This is a genomic window from Thiorhodococcus fuscus, from assembly GCF_042682685.1.
Classification (GTDB): Bacteria; Pseudomonadota; Gammaproteobacteria; order Chromatiales; family Chromatiaceae; genus Imhoffiella; species Imhoffiella fuscus.
In genome coordinates this window covers 2,638-23,424 of record NZ_JBHUHX010000003.1, presented here as the reverse complement: position 1 = coordinate 23,424, position 20,787 = coordinate 2,638, and the positions used below count along the sequence as shown (strand labels likewise).

Annotated in this window: 18 protein-coding genes; 14 read left to right on the top strand and 4 right to left on the bottom strand. The window is 62.6% G+C overall.

Annotated features, from left to right (window positions below; genetic code table 11):
* Positions 1-25 precede the first annotated feature (25 nt).
* Positions 26-634, bottom strand: a complete 609-nt coding sequence (locus ACFSJC_RS01350; RefSeq protein WP_386022096.1) for a hypothetical protein — start codon at positions 632-634, stop codon at positions 26-28.
* 20 nt (positions 635-654) lie between these two features.
* On the bottom strand, positions 655-1,956 hold the full coding sequence (locus ACFSJC_RS01345; RefSeq protein WP_386022094.1) for a hypothetical protein: 1,302 nt from the start codon (positions 1,954-1,956) through the stop codon (positions 655-657).
* A gap of 237 nt (positions 1,957-2,193) precedes the next feature.
* Here ACFSJC_RS01345 and ACFSJC_RS01340 point away from each other — a divergent pair, with 237 nt between their 5' ends.
* The 4 genes from ACFSJC_RS01340 (at position 2,194) to ACFSJC_RS01325 (ending at position 4,286) form a co-directional block, all read left to right on the top strand.
* On the top strand, positions 2,194-3,183 hold the full coding sequence (locus ACFSJC_RS01340) for a serine/threonine protein kinase (RefSeq protein WP_386022091.1): 990 nt from the start codon (positions 2,194-2,196) through the stop codon (positions 3,181-3,183).
* A gap of 18 nt (positions 3,184-3,201) precedes the next feature.
* The gene (locus tag ACFSJC_RS01335) at positions 3,202-3,594 is read left to right on the top strand and encodes a YchJ family protein (protein WP_386022087.1); all 393 of its coding nucleotides are present in this window, start codon (positions 3,202-3,204) and stop codon (positions 3,592-3,594) included.
* A 136-nt stretch (positions 3,595-3,730) separates the two neighbouring features.
* Positions 3,731-4,039, top strand: a complete 309-nt coding sequence (locus ACFSJC_RS01330; protein WP_386022085.1) for a DUF4342 domain-containing protein — start codon at positions 3,731-3,733, stop codon at positions 4,037-4,039.
* Positions 4,040-4,091: 52 nt separating this feature from the next.
* The gene (locus ACFSJC_RS01325) at positions 4,092-4,286 is read left to right on the top strand and encodes a hypothetical protein (protein WP_386022082.1); all 195 of its coding nucleotides are present in this window, start codon (positions 4,092-4,094) and stop codon (positions 4,284-4,286) included.
* Between the two features lie 118 nt (positions 4,287-4,404).
* Here ACFSJC_RS01325 and lptF read toward each other — a convergent pair whose 3' ends face one another.
* A complete protein-coding gene (gene lptF, locus ACFSJC_RS01320) occupies positions 4,405-5,532 on the bottom strand; it encodes an LPS export ABC transporter permease LptF (protein WP_386022079.1) in 1,128 nt (375 codons plus the stop codon).
* 183 nt (positions 5,533-5,715) lie between these two features.
* Here lptF and ACFSJC_RS01315 point away from each other — a divergent pair, with 183 nt between their 5' ends.
* Positions 5,716-5,955 (top strand): TraR/DksA C4-type zinc finger protein, encoded by a 240-nt coding sequence (locus ACFSJC_RS01315; RefSeq protein WP_386022076.1) that lies wholly within the window; start codon positions 5,716-5,718, stop codon positions 5,953-5,955.
* A 57-nt stretch (positions 5,956-6,012) separates the two neighbouring features.
* Here ACFSJC_RS01315 and pepN read toward each other — a convergent pair whose 3' ends face one another.
* Positions 6,013-8,661, bottom strand: coding sequence for an aminopeptidase N (gene pepN / locus ACFSJC_RS01310; RefSeq protein ID WP_386022073.1), 2,649 nt, complete (start codon positions 8,659-8,661; stop codon positions 6,013-6,015).
* 160 nt (positions 8,662-8,821) lie between these two features.
* On the opposite strand from pepN, the gene grxC reads away from it, so the two are divergent.
* The 9 genes from grxC to ACFSJC_RS01265 form a co-directional block, all read left to right on the top strand.
* Positions 8,822-9,076 carry a glutaredoxin 3 gene (gene grxC, locus ACFSJC_RS01305; RefSeq protein ID WP_386022070.1) on the top strand — a complete coding sequence of 85 codons (255 nt, stop codon included), beginning with the start codon at positions 8,822-8,824 and terminating at the stop codon, positions 9,074-9,076.
* Positions 9,073-9,483, top strand: a complete 411-nt coding sequence (locus ACFSJC_RS01300; protein WP_386022067.1) for an RNA-binding S4 domain-containing protein — start codon at positions 9,073-9,075, stop codon at positions 9,481-9,483. Before grxC ends, ACFSJC_RS01300 begins: the two co-directional genes overlap by 4 nt.
* Before the next feature lie 98 nt (positions 9,484-9,581).
* Entirely contained in the window at positions 9,582-10,076 is a 495-nt protein-coding gene (locus ACFSJC_RS01295) for a hypothetical protein (protein ID WP_386022064.1), read from the top strand.
* Positions 10,073-10,948 carry an SDR family NAD(P)-dependent oxidoreductase gene (locus ACFSJC_RS01290; RefSeq protein ID WP_386022061.1) on the top strand — a complete coding sequence of 292 codons (876 nt, stop codon included), beginning with the start codon at positions 10,073-10,075 and terminating at the stop codon, positions 10,946-10,948. The genes ACFSJC_RS01295 and ACFSJC_RS01290 overlap by 4 nt, the downstream gene beginning before the upstream one ends.
* A 7-nt stretch (positions 10,949-10,955) precedes the next feature.
* Entirely contained in the window at positions 10,956-11,387 is a 432-nt protein-coding gene (locus ACFSJC_RS01285) for a hypothetical protein (RefSeq protein ID WP_386022058.1), read from the top strand.
* A 406-nt stretch (positions 11,388-11,793) separates the two neighbouring features.
* Complete coding sequence (locus ACFSJC_RS01280; protein ID WP_386022055.1) at positions 11,794-11,937, top strand: hypothetical protein; 144 nt, start codon at positions 11,794-11,796, stop codon at positions 11,935-11,937.
* A 141-nt stretch (positions 11,938-12,078) separates the two neighbouring features.
* Positions 12,079-13,263, top strand: coding sequence for an ISAs1 family transposase (locus ACFSJC_RS01275; protein WP_386022052.1), 1,185 nt, complete (start codon positions 12,079-12,081; stop codon positions 13,261-13,263).
* Between the two features lie 103 nt (positions 13,264-13,366).
* Positions 13,367-14,257, top strand: coding sequence for a sulfotransferase family protein (locus ACFSJC_RS01270; protein ID WP_386022049.1), 891 nt, complete (start codon positions 13,367-13,369; stop codon positions 14,255-14,257).
* 33 nt (positions 14,258-14,290) lie between these two features.
* A partial coding sequence (locus tag ACFSJC_RS01265; protein ID WP_386022046.1) for a DUF4347 domain-containing protein occupies positions 14,291-20,787 on the top strand: 6,497 nt, incomplete at its 3' end.

Below are 20,787 nucleotides of genomic sequence, written 5' to 3'. Positions count from 1 at the left end.
GCAGACGCCAACCAACCAGGCTCGATCAATCCAGGTCTTCGGTATCCTTCGCTTTGTGCCTAGGCAAAACGCTTCTGGCCGGCTCGGCATCAAGCGTCTTGAGTACGCGATCTTCCGCAGCGAGGCGTTTGGAGTTGATGACCTTTTCCTGACGGGTCCGCACCGCATAGCCGAGCGCGGCGCCACCCGCCGCCGTTAGGGTCACCAGACCAAGCGTCATGAATTGAGCCAGCATCATGGCCACCCCGACGCCAACGGCACCGCCCACCACGACCCCGGTCTTGAGACTCATGCCCACCGAGCTGCGCTTGCGGGCCTTCGAGGCCGCCCGCTCACTGGTCAGGCTCGCCTTCGCCCGCTGCTGCTCGGCCTTGACCCGAATCTTTTCGCGTTCCTTGGAGAAGCGCTCGCTCGCACGTGACACCGCCCGGTGACGATCGGCGTAAACGATGGTATTGAACCAAAGCGCCACCACGAACCCGATCGCCGCCGCGATCAGAGCGAACAATGGCCACGTCGTCATCCAGTCCGTATTGAGGGCGGTGTAGACGAGCAGCACGGTCAGGCCCTGCAACAGAAATATCCCGATGAGAAAACGAATCAGACTACCGATACCGAATGGAATGATGTTCATGACAAGGTTGGACCGCCTCCTCAGGCCTTGTGTCGCTCGATCGAATGGAAGAGGGTGCAGGCGACGCGTCCGGCCCGAAGCGGATCCGGCGCGCCAGCGAAATGACCCAGCATGATAATCCAACGCTCCCCGGGCGTCGGCTTCTCGTCATCCTTGGCATCCGACTTGATCGGCAGACGCAGCAGACGCTCCCGAATCAAGGCCAGACTCTTGGCGTTGCCACTGAATTCAATCGGAATGGGACGATCGTAGGCGTCCACGACGGCGTAGAGATACTCGGGCCCGACTCCCGAGAGATCGGCGACCAACCTCGGGGCGCGGGGAGACGAGGGAAGTAGGCCCGGCTCCAGCGTGGCGACCAGGAAGGGCCCACTCTCCGTATCGAGACGCGCGGCCAAGGTCTTCTGACCATCTCGGCGCAATTCGCGGCGCAGTTGGCCACGCATAAAATCGGACAGCTCGGGGGAAATCAGATCGCTCAGGGCCGGACCGTCGAGCCTCGGGTCGACGGGAACCAGGAAGGCATGGGCCTCGGCACTGGGGGCACCGAGTTCCTCCGGAGTCGTCGCCACATAGGTCTCGATCAGCCGAAAGAGTTCGCGATAACGGGCGGCATCCACGCCAGTCAAGCGCGAGAACCCCTTCCCGACGAGCACGAAGGTATAGATGCCGTATCCAGGCACGGCCTCCTCGAACAGCCGATTGAGCGCGACGGAGGCATCCAATCTTCGTCCTTCACCGGTGGAGGGAAAATAGAACATGCCATAGGCCGGCAACCCGCCCCCATCCAGTCCCTCTTCCGCCTCGACCAGATTCACCTGACGCTCGAGTCCGGTGTCCAATGCACGCTCGACCTGGCGCCTGGCCGGCAGCCCCAGTACGGAAACGGCGCGCCGAGCAATCGCATCCCGGCTGTCCGTCCCACCTTGAGCGGCCATCTCCTCCAGGATCTCGGCGTCCTTTCCGCAGTCCCCGAGCAACAACGCCTCGGTCGCCGAGGCAGGGTCGACCCCGGAGAAATAGAGATCGGCCACGAGCGAACGCAGGAAATTCCGTTCACCCTCCCGTTTGGCACAAACCCCAGCGACCTCCTTGCGCAAGGCGACGGGATCCAGGCTGTAGACGAATGAGTCGGGAAGCGACATTCCCGCAACCGAACGACCGATTTCCAAGCGAGATTCGGAGCCATCCGGCGTTCGGCGCCAATCGGGTTCGGGAGGCGCCTGCACCGAGCCGTCGGCACTATCGCCACGGCCTGCGTCCGCAGCCGGTTGCAGCCCACTACAGCCGAACAGCAATGGCAACAGACAGATGAGAGACAACCACAGCCGCCCCGAGCGGGCAACGGCCGAGCATGATCCAAATGCAGCTTGGGGCACGAAACGCACAGTCATCGGCAGAGGACACATCAAGATCAACGCATGTCGGTGACAAAGCTTCATGATAGCGGATTGCGGACGGGGAAGACGCCTGAAAGACCCGCCCACTCGGCGCGATCGCGTCATCCATTGCCAACTTGTCATGATACATGCCGGAGGCGGCTCGGCTAGAATCGCCCCATGACCACACCCAATCCGACCCCTTATGCCGACCTCACACCGGACCGCGTCCTCGACGCAGTCGAGAGCCTCGGCCTCATAACCGACGGACGCCAACTGGCCCTGAACAGTTACGAAAACCGGGTCTATCAGATCGGCATCGAGGACGGCGCCCCGCTCATCGCCAAATTCTACCGCCCGAACCGCTGGAGCGACGCGGCCATCCTCGAAGAACATGCCTTCACCGCGACCCTGGCCGAGCACGAGATCCCCGCCGTTGCGCCATCCGTCATCGACGGTCGAACGCTGCACCAATTCGGCGGCTACCGCTTCTCGCTGACCGAGCGTCGAGGCGGCCGCCACCCCGAGCTGGAAGATCCCCAGGTCCTAGAATGGATCGGGCGCCTCATCGGCCGCATCCATGCCGTTGGAGCCGTCAGTCCATTCACCCATCGACCGACCCTCGACATCGCGCGCTTCGGCACCGAGCCGCGCGATTTCCTGCTCGAACACGACTGGATTCCGGCCGACCTACTACCAGCTTACAGCAGCGTGGTCGATCAGGCATTGGAAGGCGTCGCCCACTGCTACGAACGCGCCGGATCGCCCGCGCTCATCCGTCTGCATGGCGACTGTCACCTCGGAAATCTGCTCTGGACCGATGCCGGCCCCCATTTCGTCGATTTCGACGACGCCCGCATGGGACCGGCCGTTCAGGATCTCTGGATGCTCCTCTCCGGAGATCGCCAGGAAATGAGCCGCCAACTCGCCGACGTCCTGGCCGGATACGAAGACTTCTGCGAGTTCGACCACCGCGAACTCCACCTGATCGAGGCGCTACGAACGCTGCGACTCATCCACCACTCCGCCTGGCTGGCCCGCCGTTGGCAAGATCCGGCATTCCCCGCCGCCTTCACCTGGTTCGGCACCCAGCACTACTGGCAGGACCAGGTCCTGCAGCTCCGGGAACAGATCGCGGCCATGCAAGAAGGGCCGCTCTGGTCCGCCTGATCCACAGGAGAGACGCCGATGCCAACCGACTGCCCCTGCGACTCGGGGCGCCCTTACGCCGCCTGCTGCCGACCCTATATCGCCGGAGAAGCGCAGGCGCCGACCGCCGAGACCCTGATGCGCTCACGCTACAGCGCCTTTACGCGTAACGCGACCGACTATCTGCGTCATAGCTGGCATCCGGATACCTGCCCGAGCGATCTGACGCCGGATCCGTCCGCAACATGGATCGGACTCAAGATCCTCGCGACCGAGGCCGGCGGACCGGACGACGAGACGGCAACGGTCGAGTTCGTCGCCCGCTACAAGATCGGCGGTCGCGCCTACCGCCTGCATGAGCGCAGCCGTTTCGTCCGATACCAGGGACGCTGGGTCTATCTCGACGGGGAGTTCAACCCGTCATCGCGCTAATCGCCAAACGCGCACCAGCCTTACCCGCACCACATCGACACTGAAACAGCCCGGTGACGCGACGCGACGAAAGCGGTTAAAGTTGCGGGCTTGGTCGAGTTCGCTCTATCCGGTCGCCACGCGAGAGGTAACGAGAATGCGAGATGACTACGGACGTCCTTTGCACGAGGAAATCACGGTGACGGGGTCTGCCCTTCTGGACAAGGTCAAAGAATTGATCCAGCAGGGAAACGTCCGACGCCTCATCATCCACCGCCCGAGCGGTAAAGTGCTGGTCGACATCCCACTGACCGCAGGCGTGGGGATCGCCGGGGTGCTGACCCTATTGACGCCTATGCTCGCCGCGATCGGCGCCATGGCCGCCTTGTTCGCCCAATTCCGGGTACAGATCGAGCGCGATCCAGGATCTGTTTACGAGCACCGCGACGACGCCAAGCGCCGCTAGGGGTCGTTAAACCTGCCCCCATCAACCATCGAGTTAGAAACGAGAATCCAAGATGCAGCAAATCAAGAAAACCGCCGAGTACACCCTGTTCCAAAAGAAATCCGGCCGTTATGCGGTCAAGGGCAAGGACAAAAAATGGATCGGCGGTGAGGCGAAGCAGCAGATCCTGGTCGACGAGAAGCTGATCACCCTGCCCGAGCCCAAGGCCGCTCCCGAACCGGAAGCCGAGGCAAACGAGGCCGAATAAGCCACCTCACTTCCCGCTTTACCCCGATTGCATGGGGGTTGATGGGGTGTGCGCCGATCCGACCCGCGCGCAATGCAAATGTCGGTCGTGCCGCCTCGCCTCCATCACCCCTCGCCCATCAGACCGCCTTTGCTCCCCCACCCCCGCGCGCGGTCGATAGACGATGCCTCACTCGCTGGACCCAGAAGGTCTCTGGCAAGAGCCAGAAATAGACGAGCACCAGGATCAGGAACTGATACCAGAGGCTACCAAGCCAAGGCGGCGTCGCCCCCGTCTCCAGCCAACTCTCGGCCAGACGCTGTAGATTGAAGAAGCAGAAGTACGCCAGAAAGGCCAGCATGAGCCGTCCTGAAGTGCGCTGGCGCGGCGAGATATCCACCAGTGGAATCGCCATGACGACCAGCGTGAAGATGGCCAGCGGTGAGGCGATGCGATGCTCCAACTCGACCCGATCCCCCAACTCGGACGAGCCGATCAACTCCTGAGTTGACATGGTCGATCGCTTCGAGATCGGCCGACGCTGCGTATCCGCGCCCGGAACCCGAACGAGATAGTCATCGAAATCGGCGACGAGGAACGCACCCGAACCGGGATTTCCGTCGAAGCGATGACCATGGGTCAAGGAGACCAGATGGTCTCCAGTCGCCTCGTCGATGCGATGCAGACCTCCGTCGCTGACGACCAACCGCGACCGATCGCCTCGGCGATCCAGAATGAAAACGTCGCTGAGAGATTTGCGCCGGTCGATTTCGCCGATGTAGACCACCACCTGCCCCGCTTCCTCGACATAGAAGCGTCCGGCCTGCAGTCCGGCGATCTGAGCCGCCTGCTCCTTCTGCTGAAGCCGTATCTGATGGATACCGTTGGAGGCCCAGGGCTGCAGGACCAGCGAAAACCACGCGGTCAGCGCGGCGACAGGGAGCGCAAGGATCAGGAGTGTCCGGTAGAGGCGTGGCGGACCGGCACCGCCCGCGTTCATCGCAATCAGCTCGCTATCGCGCGAAAGACGATTGAGCGTGACCAGAATGGCGAGGAAGAAGGCGGGAGGCAGAAGGCTTGGGATATCGCGGACGAGTTCAAAACGCAGGTAGCGGAAGACCATGTCCACGCCCAACCCTCCCACGTTCACCTGCTCCAGGGTACGCAGGAACAACATGCTGGCGACGATGAGCACCAGCACCAGGACGATAGAGAGAAAGACCTTCGCCACCTCGCGAAGGACATAGCGATCAAGAATTCCGAGCATGTTCCGCACCACCTGCCATCAATAGCCAATTGTGTCATGCGGAAGAGGCGACTGGCCATTGCCATTGGCGAGGTGCGCACAGTGGCCGACCACCGTCATGCCATGGCCATCAAACGCTCATCCCAAGATCATCGAGCAGGCACATACTTAGCGTTCGAACCTACAAGCAAAGGTCCGAACAGCATGGAAAAATTCGCCGATGTGCTCGATATGGCCCAAGCCCACACGGAGCGCGAGATCGAACTGAGGGTCAGCGCCATCCAACGTCACGCCAACAGCGGATTCGGCCGCGAATCCTGCATCCTGTGCGGAGAACCGATCCCCGAAAGCCGCCGTCGGCACGTTCCCAACGCCCAACGCTGCGCCTCCTGCCAAGAAGCGCTCGAACGCGACCAGACCCCAATCAGACGATCTGCCGCCTGACGCGCTACGCTCCGAGCGAGCGAGGCAGCGAAGTCAGGCTTCGCTGCCGCCCCGAGCCTATTGGGCAGCCTCCAGCGCCTTGGACGCCACCTCGTAGACATCCTTCGAGAGTTCCTCGGTGTCCAGAATACGATGCAGTTCGGCGCACATGAGCGACTGACGCACCCGATCGAACCTCCGCCAGCGGATCATGGATTTGAGCAGACGCGACGCGATCTGCGGATTGAGCGGATCCAACTCCAGGACGCGATCGGCCAAAAAGCGGTAGCCGCCGCCGTCCGGTGCATGGAATCTCACCTGATTGGCATTGCAGAAGACGCCGATCAGACTGCGCACCCGATTGGGGTTGCGCAACGAAAAGTCCGGGTGCTCCATGAGATGCAGGACCTGATTCAGCGCATCCTCGCGCGAACAACTGGCCTGAACGGCGAACCATTTGTCGATGACCAAAGACTCCTTGGACCAACGTCGATAGAAGGCCTCCAGCGCCGCCTTGCCCTCCGTGCCGCCGTGGTTGGCCAACAGACTCAACGCCGCCATGACATCGGTCATGTTGTCACCATTGGCGAACTGATCTTGGCACAGCCCCAAGATCTCGGCATCCGGGGCCTGCATCAGATAGTGCAGCGCCAGGTTACGGATCGCGCGCCGCCCCACCGCTTGCGGTGTGAAGGCATAGGGGGATCCATCGCCGGCGTTGGCGCGATAGACGCCGAGCAGATCCGCCCTGAGACACTCGCCGATACGTCGCTCCAACACCGCGTGCGCACGGTGGATACCGTCGACATCGACCACATCCATCTGATCGGCCAGATAGCCCTCGGTCGGCAAGGTCAACACCTCGGCGAGCAATGCCTGATCGCCAGCGGTATCCAGCAAGGCACTCCGAAAGGCGTCGCAGAAACGATCCGGAACGACATGATCGGGATCCCGGACCAGCGTCAGCAGCAAGCGCTGCATCAGGGTCTGCGCCGCATCCCAGCGGTTGAAGCCATCGCTATCGTGCGCCATCAGGAACATCAAATCCTCATCGCTCTGCTCGAAGCGCAGCTTCACCGGGGCGGGAAAGGCGCGCAGCAACGAGGGAACCGGCTTGGCCGAGAGACCGACGAACCGAAAGCGCTCCTCCTCCTTACGCAGTTCCAGCACGCGCGTTCCGGCGCGCGGGACCTCGGATTCGCCCTCCAGGCGCAGCGGCAGATCCTCGCCATCGGCCCCCAGCAAACCGATGGCAAGCGGGACGTGAAAGGGCGACTTCTCGGGCTGACCCGGCGTCGGCGGGGTGAACTGACGCACGCTCAGGGTATAGACGCCCGTCTCGGCGTCGAATTCACCCTCGGCCGTGAGTTCGGGCGTCCCCGCCTGCTCATACCAGCGTCGGAACTGAGTCAGATCGCATCCGCTCGCATCCTCCATGCAGCGCACGAAATCCTCCGTCGTGACGGCCTGGCCGTCGTGACGCTCGAAATAGAGATCGGTCGCCCGACGGAAGGCCTCTGGGCCGAGCAGATTGGCCTGCATCCGCACCACTTCGGCGCCCTTCTGGTAGACGGTCGCGGTATAGAAGTTGTTGATCTCGATATAGGAATCTGGACGCACCGGATGCGCCATAGGCCCCGCGTCCTCGGAGAACTGATGCGCACGCAGCAGACGCACGTCGCTGATACGCTTGACGCCGCGCGAACCGACATCGGCCGAGAACTCCTGATCGCGATAGACGGTGAAGCCCTCCTTGAGACTGAGCTGAAACCAGTCGCGACAGGTGATGCGGTTGCCGGTCCAGTTGTGGAAATACTCGTGGGCGATGACGCTCTCGATGCCGTCGAAATCCACATCGGTCGCCGTGTCCGGGCGGGCCAGCACGAACTTGTCGTTGAAGACGTTGAGCCCCTTGTTCTCCATCGCACCCATGTTGAAGTGACTGACGGCGACGATCATGAAGATGTCCAGATCGTACTCGCGCCCGAAGCGCTCCTCGTCCCAGCGCATCGCCTTTTTGAGCGAGCGCATGGCGTGGTCGCACTTATCGACATTTTGGGGCTCGACGAAGATCTTGAGCATCACCTCGCGCCCCGAGGCCGTGGTGAAACGATCTTCGATCGCGCTCAGGTCGCCCGCAATAAGGGCGAACAGATAGCTCGGCTTGGGAAAGGGATCCTCCCAGCGCACCAGATGACGCCCCCCGTCGAGATCCCGCGCCTCGATCGGATTGCCGTTGGACAGCAGCACCGGGAAACGCGCCTTGTCGGCCACCAGCGTGGTCGTAAAGCGCGCCATCACATCGGGACGGTCGAGGAAATAGGTGATGCGCCGAAACCCCTCCGCCTCGCACTGGGTGCAGAGCATGTCGCCGGACTGATAGAGCCCTTCGAGCGCCGTATTGAGGCTTGGATGGATACGCACCCGGGTCAGCAGGCTGAAGCGGTCCGGAATCCGATGCAGGGTCAGCGAGTCCTGATCCACCCCGAACTCCGAGCCGGTCAGCGGATGTCCGTCGATTTCAATCGCCTCCAGATCCAGCTGCTCGCCGTGCAAGACCAGCGAGCCATCGCCGCGCGTCGCGGCCGGATTGCGGCGTAACTGCAGAATGGACTCGACCAAGGTCCGGTCGGGGTCCAGCTCGAAATGCAGATCGACCCGATCGATCAGAAACTCAGGTGGCTGATAGTCCTTGAGACGGACGGCATGCGGCGTGTCACGGTACATGGGAATCCTGCATTCGCAATCGAGTGAGAATTAGGCACCCGGCCCCGATCAGACGTTGGTCTTTCGGTCACGAGCCCCACTTTTCAAGGCAGCTTGACGTCACGACCCCGGCCGGCGAAGCTCGCGCACCGGATCAACGGTAACAGGATCGAAAGACAGCATGCATCAGGTGACCATCTATACGACCCAAATCTGCCCCTACTGTACGCGCGCCCGCAACCTACTGAAACGCAGGGAAGTCGAGTTCGATGAGATCACAGTCGATCAGGACCCGGCCCAGATGGCCATTATGGTCGAGCGCAGCAATCGGCACACCGTACCCCAGATTTTCATCGGCGACCATCACGTCGGCGGTTACGACGACCTGGCGCTGCTGGATGCATGCGGCGAGTTGGATGAGCTGCTGGATCGATGAAGGACGCGACCAGTACCCAGGAATTGCGGCTCGACAAATGGCTGTGGGCCGCGCGTTTCTTCAAGACGCGCCAACTCGCGATCGAGGCGATCAACGGCGGCAAGGTCCATCTCGACGGACAGCGCGTCAAGCCGAGCCGCTCGGTGCGCCCTGGCAATCAGGTCGAGATTCATAAGGGCGGCCTCTCCTGGACGGTCGAGGTCCTGGCCATCGACAAACAGCGCCGCTCGGCGAGCGAGGCGTCAAAACTCTATGTCGAGGACGAAAAAAGCCGAGTGAAGCGCGAGGAGCTGATCCGCGAACGTCGCGACCTCGCCCTCGGTCAACAGGATTCGGGCGGACGCCCCTCGAAGCGCGACCGGCGCATGATCCAGCGCTTCACCGGCCGGGGAGAGTCCGACGCCTGAGGCATCGGATGATGCCGATGGGATGACCGAAGCACGTCGATCCCGGCCATAGCCCTATCTGATCACGCCAGACCGAGCCCTGATACAGCGAGGATCCGATGGACGACGACGCCTTTCGCGACACCTATCGTGCCCTCGATCAGCGCGTCTGCGCCTTCGAGAAAAGCCTGCTGACACGCCAAGCCTCCTGCTCGCTGGCCGAGCGCTTCTGTATCGCGGAGCGCGAGGGTGTTCAATGCGGTTCAGAGACAGCCCAAGGCGTCTGTCGCGACCTCTTGGAAAGACTGCACCAGGAGGCGCGCTTTCTGACCCGCTCGACCGCACCGGCCGGATCGCGACCGCACCGGCTGGCGCTTCGGGTCCAGGTCGGAGGGCTGCGCGGCATCGCATCGGTTCTGAATGCGGACGCCCCCGAAGACGCCCTACCGGAACCGCCGTTCATCGAGGACGTGAAGGCCACGCTCGATGCCGCGCGCGCTCGGTTCGGCGGACTGGATCGCCTCCCCTTCTCCATGATCATGCGTCAGATCGCCGCCTACCGCGATCGGGTGCGCCCAAGACGCCCACCTTCTCCAGGAGACAGCACCGCATGACGCCCGACACCGACACACGCACCGCCCTGGTCACAGGGGCCAACTCCGGTCTGGGCAAGGCCATCGCACACGCACTGGCCAGCCGAGGACTGCGAGTAGGGATGGTCGCGCGCGACCGGATCCGGGGCGAGGCGGCACTCGACGAACTCCGGGCCCAGACCGGAAACGCCGACCTGCATCTCTTTCTCGCCGACCTCAGCGATCAGACCCAGATCCGCGCTCTGGCCGCCCAGGTGCTGGAGCGGTTCGACCGGCTCCATGTGCTGGTGAACAACGCAGGCACGGCATTTCCTGAACGGCGGCTGAGCCCGGACGGCATCGAATGCGCCCTGGCGGTCAATCATCTGGCGCCCTTCCTGCTCACCCAACTGCTGCTGGAGCGGCTGAAGGACAGCGCACCGGCACGCATCGTCAATGTCGGCACCCGCATCGATACCGCCATGGACTTCTCGGACCTCAACTGGGAACGGCGCCCCTATCGACTCATGCGCGCCTACGGACAATCCAAACTCGGAAACCTGCATTTCACCTTCGAACTGGCACGCCGACTGAGCGGAAGCGGGGTTACGGTCAACTGCGTCTTCCCGGGCGTCTTCCGCTCCAACCTCGGCGGAACGGACGGTGCCCAGGGCCGCTTCTGGAAACTTGTCGACAGACTCATCGGCTGGGCACTGCACTCACCGGACGCAGCCGCGCGTCCGCTGATCGAATTGGCGCTCTCGCCCGAATGGGACGCCGTCAGCGGAGCCTATCTCGCCAAGGGCCGGCGCCTGCGTCCACCCGCTCAGACGCTCGACCCGAACGCGAATCGGCAGCTCTGGACACGGAGTGAACAGCTCACCGGGCTCGCAGCCTTCCATCCCGGCGCCTGATGGCTGGATGTCGCCAAAAACAGCGTCGATCCTGCCCTTCAGCGCGAGCGAATTGGTGACCGTCACCGACTTCCACCACTTCGCCCGTATCGCCCAGTCCTATTGGGGTGGTCGGATCTATCCCAATTACCTGTTTCCCTCGCTGGCTCCTGATTTCCCGCTCCTGTCCGAAGTGGACGGAATCGGCTTGCGTTTACAGGTGGGCAACGACTACATGATCGCGCTCAATCGTCGCGAGCAGTTTCGGCCCGCACGCGCGGTCTTGGCGCGCGGAGCGGTGCCGGACGAGGTGATGAAGCGGATCGGAGCGCTCTTCGCCGAGGGCGAACTGGGATTCCATCCGGTCCAGGCCCAGGCGCTCGCCCTGAGTGCCTGCTCGGCGTATCGGCAGCAGGGCCGGTCGGAGTCGGCGGAGCACCGCGACGCGGCGGTTCGCTAGTACCTGGCGGCCAATCGCCGACTAACTGAGGTGGGCAAAGCGCCGCTGTAGTAAGGACAAGCGTCCCGATGTTCGTAGACACGAATTTCTCAGCGTTCCGGGCGTTCGGAGTACGGGGTAATTCGCGCCGATATCAAACGACCTGTTTCAGAAACGTTTGCGCTGCCCACGATATTCGACTCGAAGCCCTTCTTTGCGCCCCCTATTACCCTTTTACCGTTTATTTCATTGGAGATTATCATTGACTAGCCGATATAATCGGCTGGAATACGGCGAGTGTCGCTTGATGTCGGACTGAGTGGGCTCGCCGGACGTTGCCGCAAGCGGGATCCGCGAACAGCCTTGTCCCAAACGCCCTGGCAACACCGACCACCTGCTGATCCTCTCTGGAGCCACGGCGCCCACAATGACCACTCAAGCAGATACGTCTCTCTTTTGCATGATCAATTCTGCAGACCCTGAACGGAACGGTGGGCATCAGGAAGTCGCCTTCGTCGAAAGCAATATCGCCGATGATCAAACCCTGCTCGACGGGTTTGATGTCATTTAGCCGTGCATCGTTAACGATGAACCCGACGACGGGTAGTACGCAGGGCGATCGCATCAAAATATTACCGAATACTGTTGGACTGAATAGCCGGATTCCCCCAGACTCGCGCGCCCGTTTTTGCTGCCCTTGCGAGCGTCTGTCATGCCGGAAATGCCCTCGGATCGATCCTTGTTGACCCATTTCTCGACGCTGGAGGATCCGCGCTGTGCGATCAAGCAACGCCATCGGCTCAACGACATGATCGCGATCGCCATCACCGGTGTGCTCTGCGGGGCCGATGGCTGGGTGCAAATCGCCGAATTCGGACGTGCCAAGCAGGCATGGCTGGAACGGTTCCTGGAACTGCCCAACGCAATCCCCGCGCACGATACCTTCGGGCGGGTGTTCAGTCTGATCGATCCGCAGGTGTTCGAGACCTGCTTTCGCGACTGGGTGGAGACGCTGCGTGAGATCCTTCCGGGCGAAGTGATCGCCATTGATGGCAAGACCTTGCGCCGCTCGCACGACCGGGCCAAGGGCCTGGGAGCGCTGCATCTGGTCAGTGCCTGGGCGGCCGACAATCACCTGGTGCTCGGACAGCTTGCCACCGAGGCCAAGTCCAATGAGATCACGGCCATCCCCAAGCTGTTGGATCTGTTGCTGATTCAGGGCTGTATCGTGACCATCGACGCCATGGGCTGCCAAACCAAGATTGCTGCCCAGATCATCGATCAAGGGGCCGATTACGTCCTCGCGCTCAAGGGTAACCAGGGCACCTTGGCCACCGAGGTCGAGGAAGCCTTCATCAACGCCGATGCCCGAGACTACGCCGACGTCGACTCCCAGTTCCTGGAAACCGTTGAGCAGGGGCATGGGCGGCGCGAGAAGCGCCGCTATCGGACCCTCGGCGACCTCTCCGGCGTGTCGCGCTGTGCTGGATGGACGGCGTTGAACATGATCGGCATGGTCGAGTCCGAGCGCGAGATCCATGGGGTGACCTCGCGCGAGACGCGCTATTACATCGCCAGCACCGGCACCGACGCGTCGGTCTTCGCCCGTGCCGTGCGCGGTCACTGGGGTGTGGAAAACCAACTGCATTGGAGTCTCGATGTCGCCTTCAATGAGGACGCCTCGCGCGTGCGTGATCCCGATGCCCGCGAGAATCTGGCCGTGATGCGGCGCGTGGCCTTGACCCGTCTCAAGCACGACGACACCAAGCTCGGCATCCAGAGCAAGCGCCTGAAAGCCGCGTGGAACGAGGCCTATCTGGAGAAATTGCTCTTCGAGGCGCCAAAATCCACTGCACAATCATCAACGTCCAAATCCTCGAATATTAGGAAAACGTGATGCGATTGCCCTGGGGTAGTACGTCTTCGATCACATATGCGGGCACGACTCTTTCTCTTTCCCCCGACGGAATAATCCCATGGGGCGACACGAAAGGAGGGATATGACCACGCGCTATCACTTTATTTCTGGCCTCCCGCGATCGGGCAGTACCCTGCTCGCCGCGATTCTGCGTCAAAACCCTCACTTCCATGCCGGGATGACCAGTCCGGTCGGTGCATTGTTCAACGGTATGCTCAATCAGGTCAGCGCCGGCAGCGAATGGGGACCGGTTGTCACGACGGAGCAACGCCGACGTCTTCTGCGCGGTATCGTCGACAGCTACTACGCCGACCAGCACGACAAAACGGTGATCTTCGATACCAACCGTCTCTGGTGCGGCAAGCTGCCGGCCCTACTTGATTTGTTTCCCAAGACCAAGGTCATCGCTTGCGTGCGTAACGTCGCCTGGATCATGGATAGCCTGGAGCGGCTCTACCGCGCCAACCCCTACGAAAATACCCGGCTGTTCAACGACGAGAGCGAGCGCAATACCGTTTACAGCCGGGTCGACACCTTGGCTCAACGCAATCGTTTGGTCGGCTTCGCTTGGTCGGCTCTTAAGGAGGCATTCTATGGTGAGCAGGCGGCCTCTCTTCTGGTCGTCGAATATGAAATGCTGGCGCAAGCGCCTCACAAGGTCGTCCCCCTGATCTACCGCTTCCTCGATCAGCCTTCCTATGATCACGATTACTCGAACGTCGAATACGACGCGCCAGAGTTCGACAACGCGCTCGGCGTTGGCGGCTTGCACCGGGTGCGCTCAGAGGTGCGCCTGACCCCGCGATCGAGCGTTTTGCCGCCGGATCTATTCGAGCGCTACTCCAATCTTGCGTTTTGGCAAGACGATCAGAACAGCCGCGCGCACCGCATCGTGGCGCAACCGTCCGCCGTTCGGAATTTTGCCGGCTTACCTGAACCCACCTCAAGTATCCAGTCCGCCACGCCGCAATGAGCGAGTCGGCCTTCCTGCTTCGGAGCATGATCCATGACCATCGCCGCCATCCAATCCATTTCCAGTTCCTTGAGCATTGCGAGCGCCCCAACGAATGATTCCGCCCTGATGGCAGCGCCCAAGACGCTCATCGTGGTCGACAGTCGCGTGCCGGACTTCCAGGCAGTCATCGCAGCGCTCGATCCGGACGCCGAGGTGCTGATTCTGGATCCCGGTCTCGATGGGGTCTCCCAGATCGCTCAGATGCTTGAGGGGCGGTCCGATCTGGATGCCCTGCACATCGTGTCCCACGGCGATGCCGGGGTTTTACTGCTCGGCAACGGTGCCCTGCATGGCGGCAATCTCGATGACTATGCCGAATCGCTCGCCGCCATCGGTTCCGCCCTGAGCGCGGACGGCGATATTTTGCTCTATGGCTGCGACGTTGGTGCCGGTGAGACGGGACAGGCGTTTCTCGCCGGTCTCGCGCGCGTCACCGGAGCCGATATCGCCGCCTCCGACGATGACACCGGCAGCGATGGCGATTGGGATCTGGAGGTCGTCACCGGCGCCATCGCGCCGTCCAGTCTGCCGGTGGCCGATCGATTTGCCGATTACGATTTCGATCTACAGACCTTCAGCGTCTCCACGCTCGCGGAATTGAACACCGCGTTGAGCACCGCCGCCGGCAACAACACGTCCGATACCATCACCCTCACGGCCGGTATCGCGGCGAGCAGCGCCAGCGACATGAGCGACAGCTCGACCGACGGGCACCCCACGATGGTGGATATCAATATCACCGATGGTCAGACATTGGAGATCGTCGGTGGCGGCAATACGCTGGACGCCAACTATTACGGAAGGGTTCTGGAGGTCCGGGCGGGAACCGTCAGTCTATCCAATCTCACGATCCGGGACGGTGTCGTGTCCGGTGACGGCGGCAATGGAATTAGTACGAGTGCATCGGATATCGATGGCGGTGATGCCATGGGGGGGGGCATACGCAATGCTGGCACCTTGACGCTGAATGGAGTCACCGTGACCGCCAATCGCGCCGCTGGCGGTGGGGGTGGTTCGTATACGTCCGACAATAATTTAGCGGTGACCACCTCCGGCGTCAGTTATGGCCACGGAGGAGGCGGCGGCGGCGGTTACGGCGGTATCGGCGGCGGCGATGGCGGTGAGCGAGGGCAGGAAGCCCCGGCGCCAGGGAGTTCCTCTGTGCCAAATCTCACCGGAGCAGAGCCAAAGACCCTTGGTGGTGGTGGTATCGGTGGTACCGGAGGGGAAGGCATCGGTAACGGCGCTGCTGGCAATCAATTCGGCGGTGGCGGCGGTTCCTCCAGTGCGGGCGCGGGGTCATCTTCTATGTATGGCGGCGACGGCGGCCTTGCGCTTGGCGTCGGCGGAGGAGGAGGAGGAGGAGGAGGGATGGATGCTGCTATCGGTGCAGGAGGCGCGGCGGTCGGCGGCATCTTCAATTCAGGCACCCTGACCATCCTGAGCTCGACCATCTCGGGCAACGGCGGTGCTGGAGGCGGTGCGGCGGGTGTTGATTTTATATCAGGTGGGGGCTATGCGACGGCCGGCGGCGGTGTCGCTGCGGGAGGCATCTTCAACGACGGCGGCACCCTGAACATGGATGCCGCCTCCTTTTTGGGCATGTCTGGAAACGCCGGATCAGGAGGTTTCGATAGCAATTACTCTGGACATGTCGGCGTCCAAGCAGAGGGTATCGCGAACATTCGTAACGATGGAAATAGCGACGGTACGACCGACATCATTCAATTGAATACGAACTATGTCGCCGCGACCACCGACGCCACCTCCACCGTTACGGCTAGCGCGACACTGAGCGAACCTTCGACCTTCGCTACCACGGCGACCGATGTCGGCACGGCGGTCGCGTTGCTCGACTTCACCATTACCGACGCGGGCACCTCGGATGGAGCCGCCACCACAGTAACGGGCTTGGCCGTCGACGTTTCTGGTACGACCGACGATGCCGAGCGCGGCAACATGGTCTTTCTGCTCAGTGGTCCCGACGCCGCCGGTGTGCAAGGCACCTACGACAGCAGCACTGATCAGATTACATTTTCCGGCCTGAGCATTGCGGTTGATGACAACAGCGATGAAACCTACACCATCAGCGCTTATTACAACGACGATGCCGGTGCCAATGATCTCACCGACGGCCATCACCTGATCCTCAGCGTCGATGATGGCGGTTTCACCACCGGTTCGGGCAGTTCCACCTTTGCCTCGGGCCAAGTCACCAACGGATCGGGCGCCGCCATCGACATCACCGCTACCAAGCTGGTATACGGCCAAGCCCCGAGCGGGACGGTCACCAGCGGTGCGGTCTTCGGCACGCAGCCGATTCTGCGGGCAGTGGATGCGCGTGGGAACGTCGACGCGGACTACGTTTCCGACGTCACCTTAACCGAGGACGGAGCGGGCTCGCTCGGCGGCACCACGACCCTGGCCGCAGTGGCGGGCGTGGCGACCTTCACCAACATCGAATACAACGCCGCCTCCGACGCCGACGCCAACTTCACCCTGACTGCCGCCAGCAGTGGTCTGACCTCGGCCGCCGCCACCAATATCGACCCCGATGTGATCGCGACCCAGCTGATTTTCTCGACCCAGCCGGCGCCGACATCGATCGCCAGTGGCCAGAGCACCAGCTTCACCAGCGCCCCAGTGGTCAGTGCGGTCGATGACGACGGGAGCGTCGATACGGACTATGCCACCGACATCACCCTGTCGGTGACCGACCCCAACGACAGCACGGTCGACGGCACCGTCAATAGCTTGTCCGTCACCAGCGGTGACCAAGACGCCGACAACGCCACGGTCACCCTGACCCCATCCAACGGCGCGGTAACCTTCACCGGCCTCACCCTGCAATACACCAACAGCGGGGCGAGTGATGACCTGGCGCTGCACGCGACGAATTCGAGCGCGAGCTTCAACGTCAACAGCGCGACTCTCACCTCGACGACCAATGCCGCTCCGGTCATCAGTAACCTCGACGGCGACAGCGTCGCCTGGGCTGGAGTCGGCAGTACTGTGGCGTTGGATGGCAGCACCGCGCTGACGATCAGCGACTCTGAAAACGATGTGGGTAACAACTGGAATGGCGCGACGCTGACGGTGAACCGGGTCACAGGCGGCACGGACGACATCACCGCCAACGACGTGTTTAGCTTCAATCAGTCTGGATTTACGGTCAGCGGTAGCGATCTGCAATCGGGCGGGCAGACCTTCGCCACCTACACCAATACCGGTGGCGTACTCACCGTCAACTTCGCCGACAGCGGCACCGATGCCACCAACACGCTGGTACAAGATGTCATGCGCGGCATCCTCTACCGCAACGACACACCCTACGGCGACGCCACCATCCGCTTCGCGCTTTCGGACGGCACCGCCACTACCAACGCCGACGTGACGGTAACCAGCCCGACCATCTATGTCGACACCAGCGATTCGGCCAGCACCGCCGTGGCCGCAGCCGACGACGACGGCGATGCCGCCGACGGCTTCACCTTGTACGAGGCGCTGGCCAAGGCAGAGTCGGGCGATACCATCAAGCTCCTCGACGGTACCTATTACGGCCAGTTCCGCGCCGCGACCGGCGGCATCACCCTCGAATCCGCGAGCGGGGACGCCAGCAAGGTGACCCTGGCCGCGCCGGATACCGCCGCCTTAACCGCTTCTGATCAACAAACACTGCATAGCCTAGACCGCTATCCGATCCTGGATCTGCGGACCACCACGCCCGATTCGGACGAGATCCTCGTCCAAAACCTGACCTTCGACGGACGGTTCCAGGCCCTCGACGTGGACGACCAGAAGGACATGCTGGGGATCGGTGTCTATAACACCAATGCCACCATCGACCATGTGGAGATCAAGGGCATTGCGGCACCCTTGACGGAAACCAACGACGATCGGCACACCGGGCCCTATTTCTACGAAGACAACGGCAACCGTTATTACTCTGGTTTCAGCAACAATATCGGCATCATGGCCGAAGGGGCCACGGGCGTCTCTGTGGATGTCGCCATCAAGAACTCCGACATCAACACCTTCCAGAAGACCGGCATCATCGGGTGGGGGCCGGGACTGGACATTGACATCACCGACAACACCATTACGTCCGTCGGTGCCTATGGCGTGGCCGTCCAGAACGGCATCCAGGTCGGCTCTTCAGGTGCTCGGACCGGCACCACCGGCACCATCACCGGCAATACCATCAAGGGCCTCGGCTCCGGTAATCCTGACTACGGAGCCACGGCGATCCTCGTCAGCCAGGCTGAAACCTTTGAAATCGCGAACAATTCACTGGTCAGCGACGGAATCGAGAGCAACGGTGAAACGTACGGGATCACTTTCAATGGGCAGACGACCAATGTCCATGACAATACATTCACCAATTTCTACGCAGGCATTCTCGTCTTCGGAGCCACGGGGGTAACGTCTTACGATGGCAACAACTTCAACGCCACCTACTATGCTATGTATGACGTGCAAGGAAGCACCAATCAACTCATCACCGGCACCAGCGGCCCAACCGTCAGCAACGGCCTGGGCTATCTCCAGTATTACCTCGAAGGCGGCGATGACAGCTTCACTGATGACGGTGCGGCACCGTCGCTGGTGGATGGCGGCACCGGTCAAGACACGCTGTCCACCGGCAGCGGCAATGACTTCTTGATCGGCGGACCGGGCGATGATTCGCTGAGCGGCGGTGCCGGCAACGACACCTTCAAGGGCAGTGCGAGCGGCCTGGATGGCGACACCATTACCGACCTGGCGGTCGGCGACGCCATTCAGTTGACCAGCGTCAACGGCCTTTCGGTCAGCAACATCCGCATCAACTCGGGCGTGTTGCAGATCGACACCGACGCCACCGACTTCGCCTCGCCCGAGGTGTCGATCACCCTGAGCAACACTCCTAACCTTGCCTTCAGCGCCAGCACCACCAATGGCGGCGCGGACATGCTGTTCACAGCGATCGCGCTCAATCCGCCCTCCGCCGGCGGCGATGTCACCGTCACCGCCGCCGGCGGCAGCGACGCGGTCAGCATCCAGGAGGACGCCCAGCCTACGGTGGCAAACGTCCGCCTCAGCCCCAACACTCGCGACGACAGCGAGGACGGTCAGGGCGCGGTCGATCAGGTACGTATCAACACGGTTACCGGCGGCACCTTGACCCAAGCCAACGGCGACGCCATCGCGCTGGGCGCATCGGGCACGTTGCTGGATCTCACCGACGGCAGCCTGGATCTGCGCTTCACCCCGTCCGCAAACCGTGACACCGCCGCCAGCTTCACCTACTTCATGGTCGACGACAGCGGGCTCAATTCCGAGAACGCCTCCACCGCCACGGTCAACATCACGCCTGTCAATGACGCCCCGAGCGCCGCCATGGTCAAGATCACCGGTAGCGCGACCGAGGGCAAGGCACTGACCGCCGACACTGCCGCCCTGGTCGATCCAGACGGTGGTCACGGCCCGCTCAGCTACCAGTGGTTGCGCGGCGACGGGCAGACGCCTATCGCAGGGGCCAGCGGCGCCACCTATGTGCTGACCGGCGACGACGTCGGCGCCAAGCTGTGGGTTAGGGTCAGCTACACCGACGGGCGCGGCACCGCCGAGCAGGTCGTCAGCGAGAGCCCCAGCGCCACCGTCAGCGCGCGCTCGAATGCCCCGACCACCACCTTCTCAAGCGGCGCCTACGCCGAGCAGACCCACACCCTGGTGCTCAGCGGCAGCGACCTCGACACCCTGCTCGCCAGCGGCGAGGGCACCGACACCGACCTCAAGGCCCGGCTCGACTGGAGCAAGCTCAGCTGGGACATCGACGGCGACAGCACCACCACCGACGTCGGCTTCGCGCTCGCCGACATCGCCTCGGCCCAGGTCCTCGACGCCGCGCACCTGGGCATCGTCCTGACCGAGAGCAAGGCCACGGCGCTCAAGGGCACCAGCGGCTACGGCGGTAGCAACGACACCCTCGACATCGGCCAAGGCTTCGCGCGCGACGCCGCCCTCACGCCCGCCACCGGCGACGCCCGGGCCAACGCCCCGCTGAGCATCACCGCCGCCGACACCACCGCGCCCACCGCCACCATCGCCAGCGGCGCCTATACCGAGGCCAGCCGCACCCTCGTGCTGAACGGCGCCCACTTCGACACCCTCCTGGAGAACGGCGAGGGTGCCAGCACCGACATCCAGGGGCGCCTCGACTGGTCCAAGCTCAGCTGGGACATCGACGCCAACAGCACCGCCACCGACATCGGCTTCGCACTGAGCGACATCGCCGCAGCCAGGGTGACGGGTGCCAATACACTCGCCATCGAGTTCACCGCCACCAAGGCCGCCGCGCTCAAGGCCACCAGCGGTTATGGCTCCAGCCCCAGCGCCGACACCCTCGACATCGGCGCCGGCTTCGCCCGCGACCTCGCCGGCAACGCCGCCACCAGCGACGCCAAGGCCGATGCGCCACTCAGCATCAGCGCCGACACGACCGCCCCCCT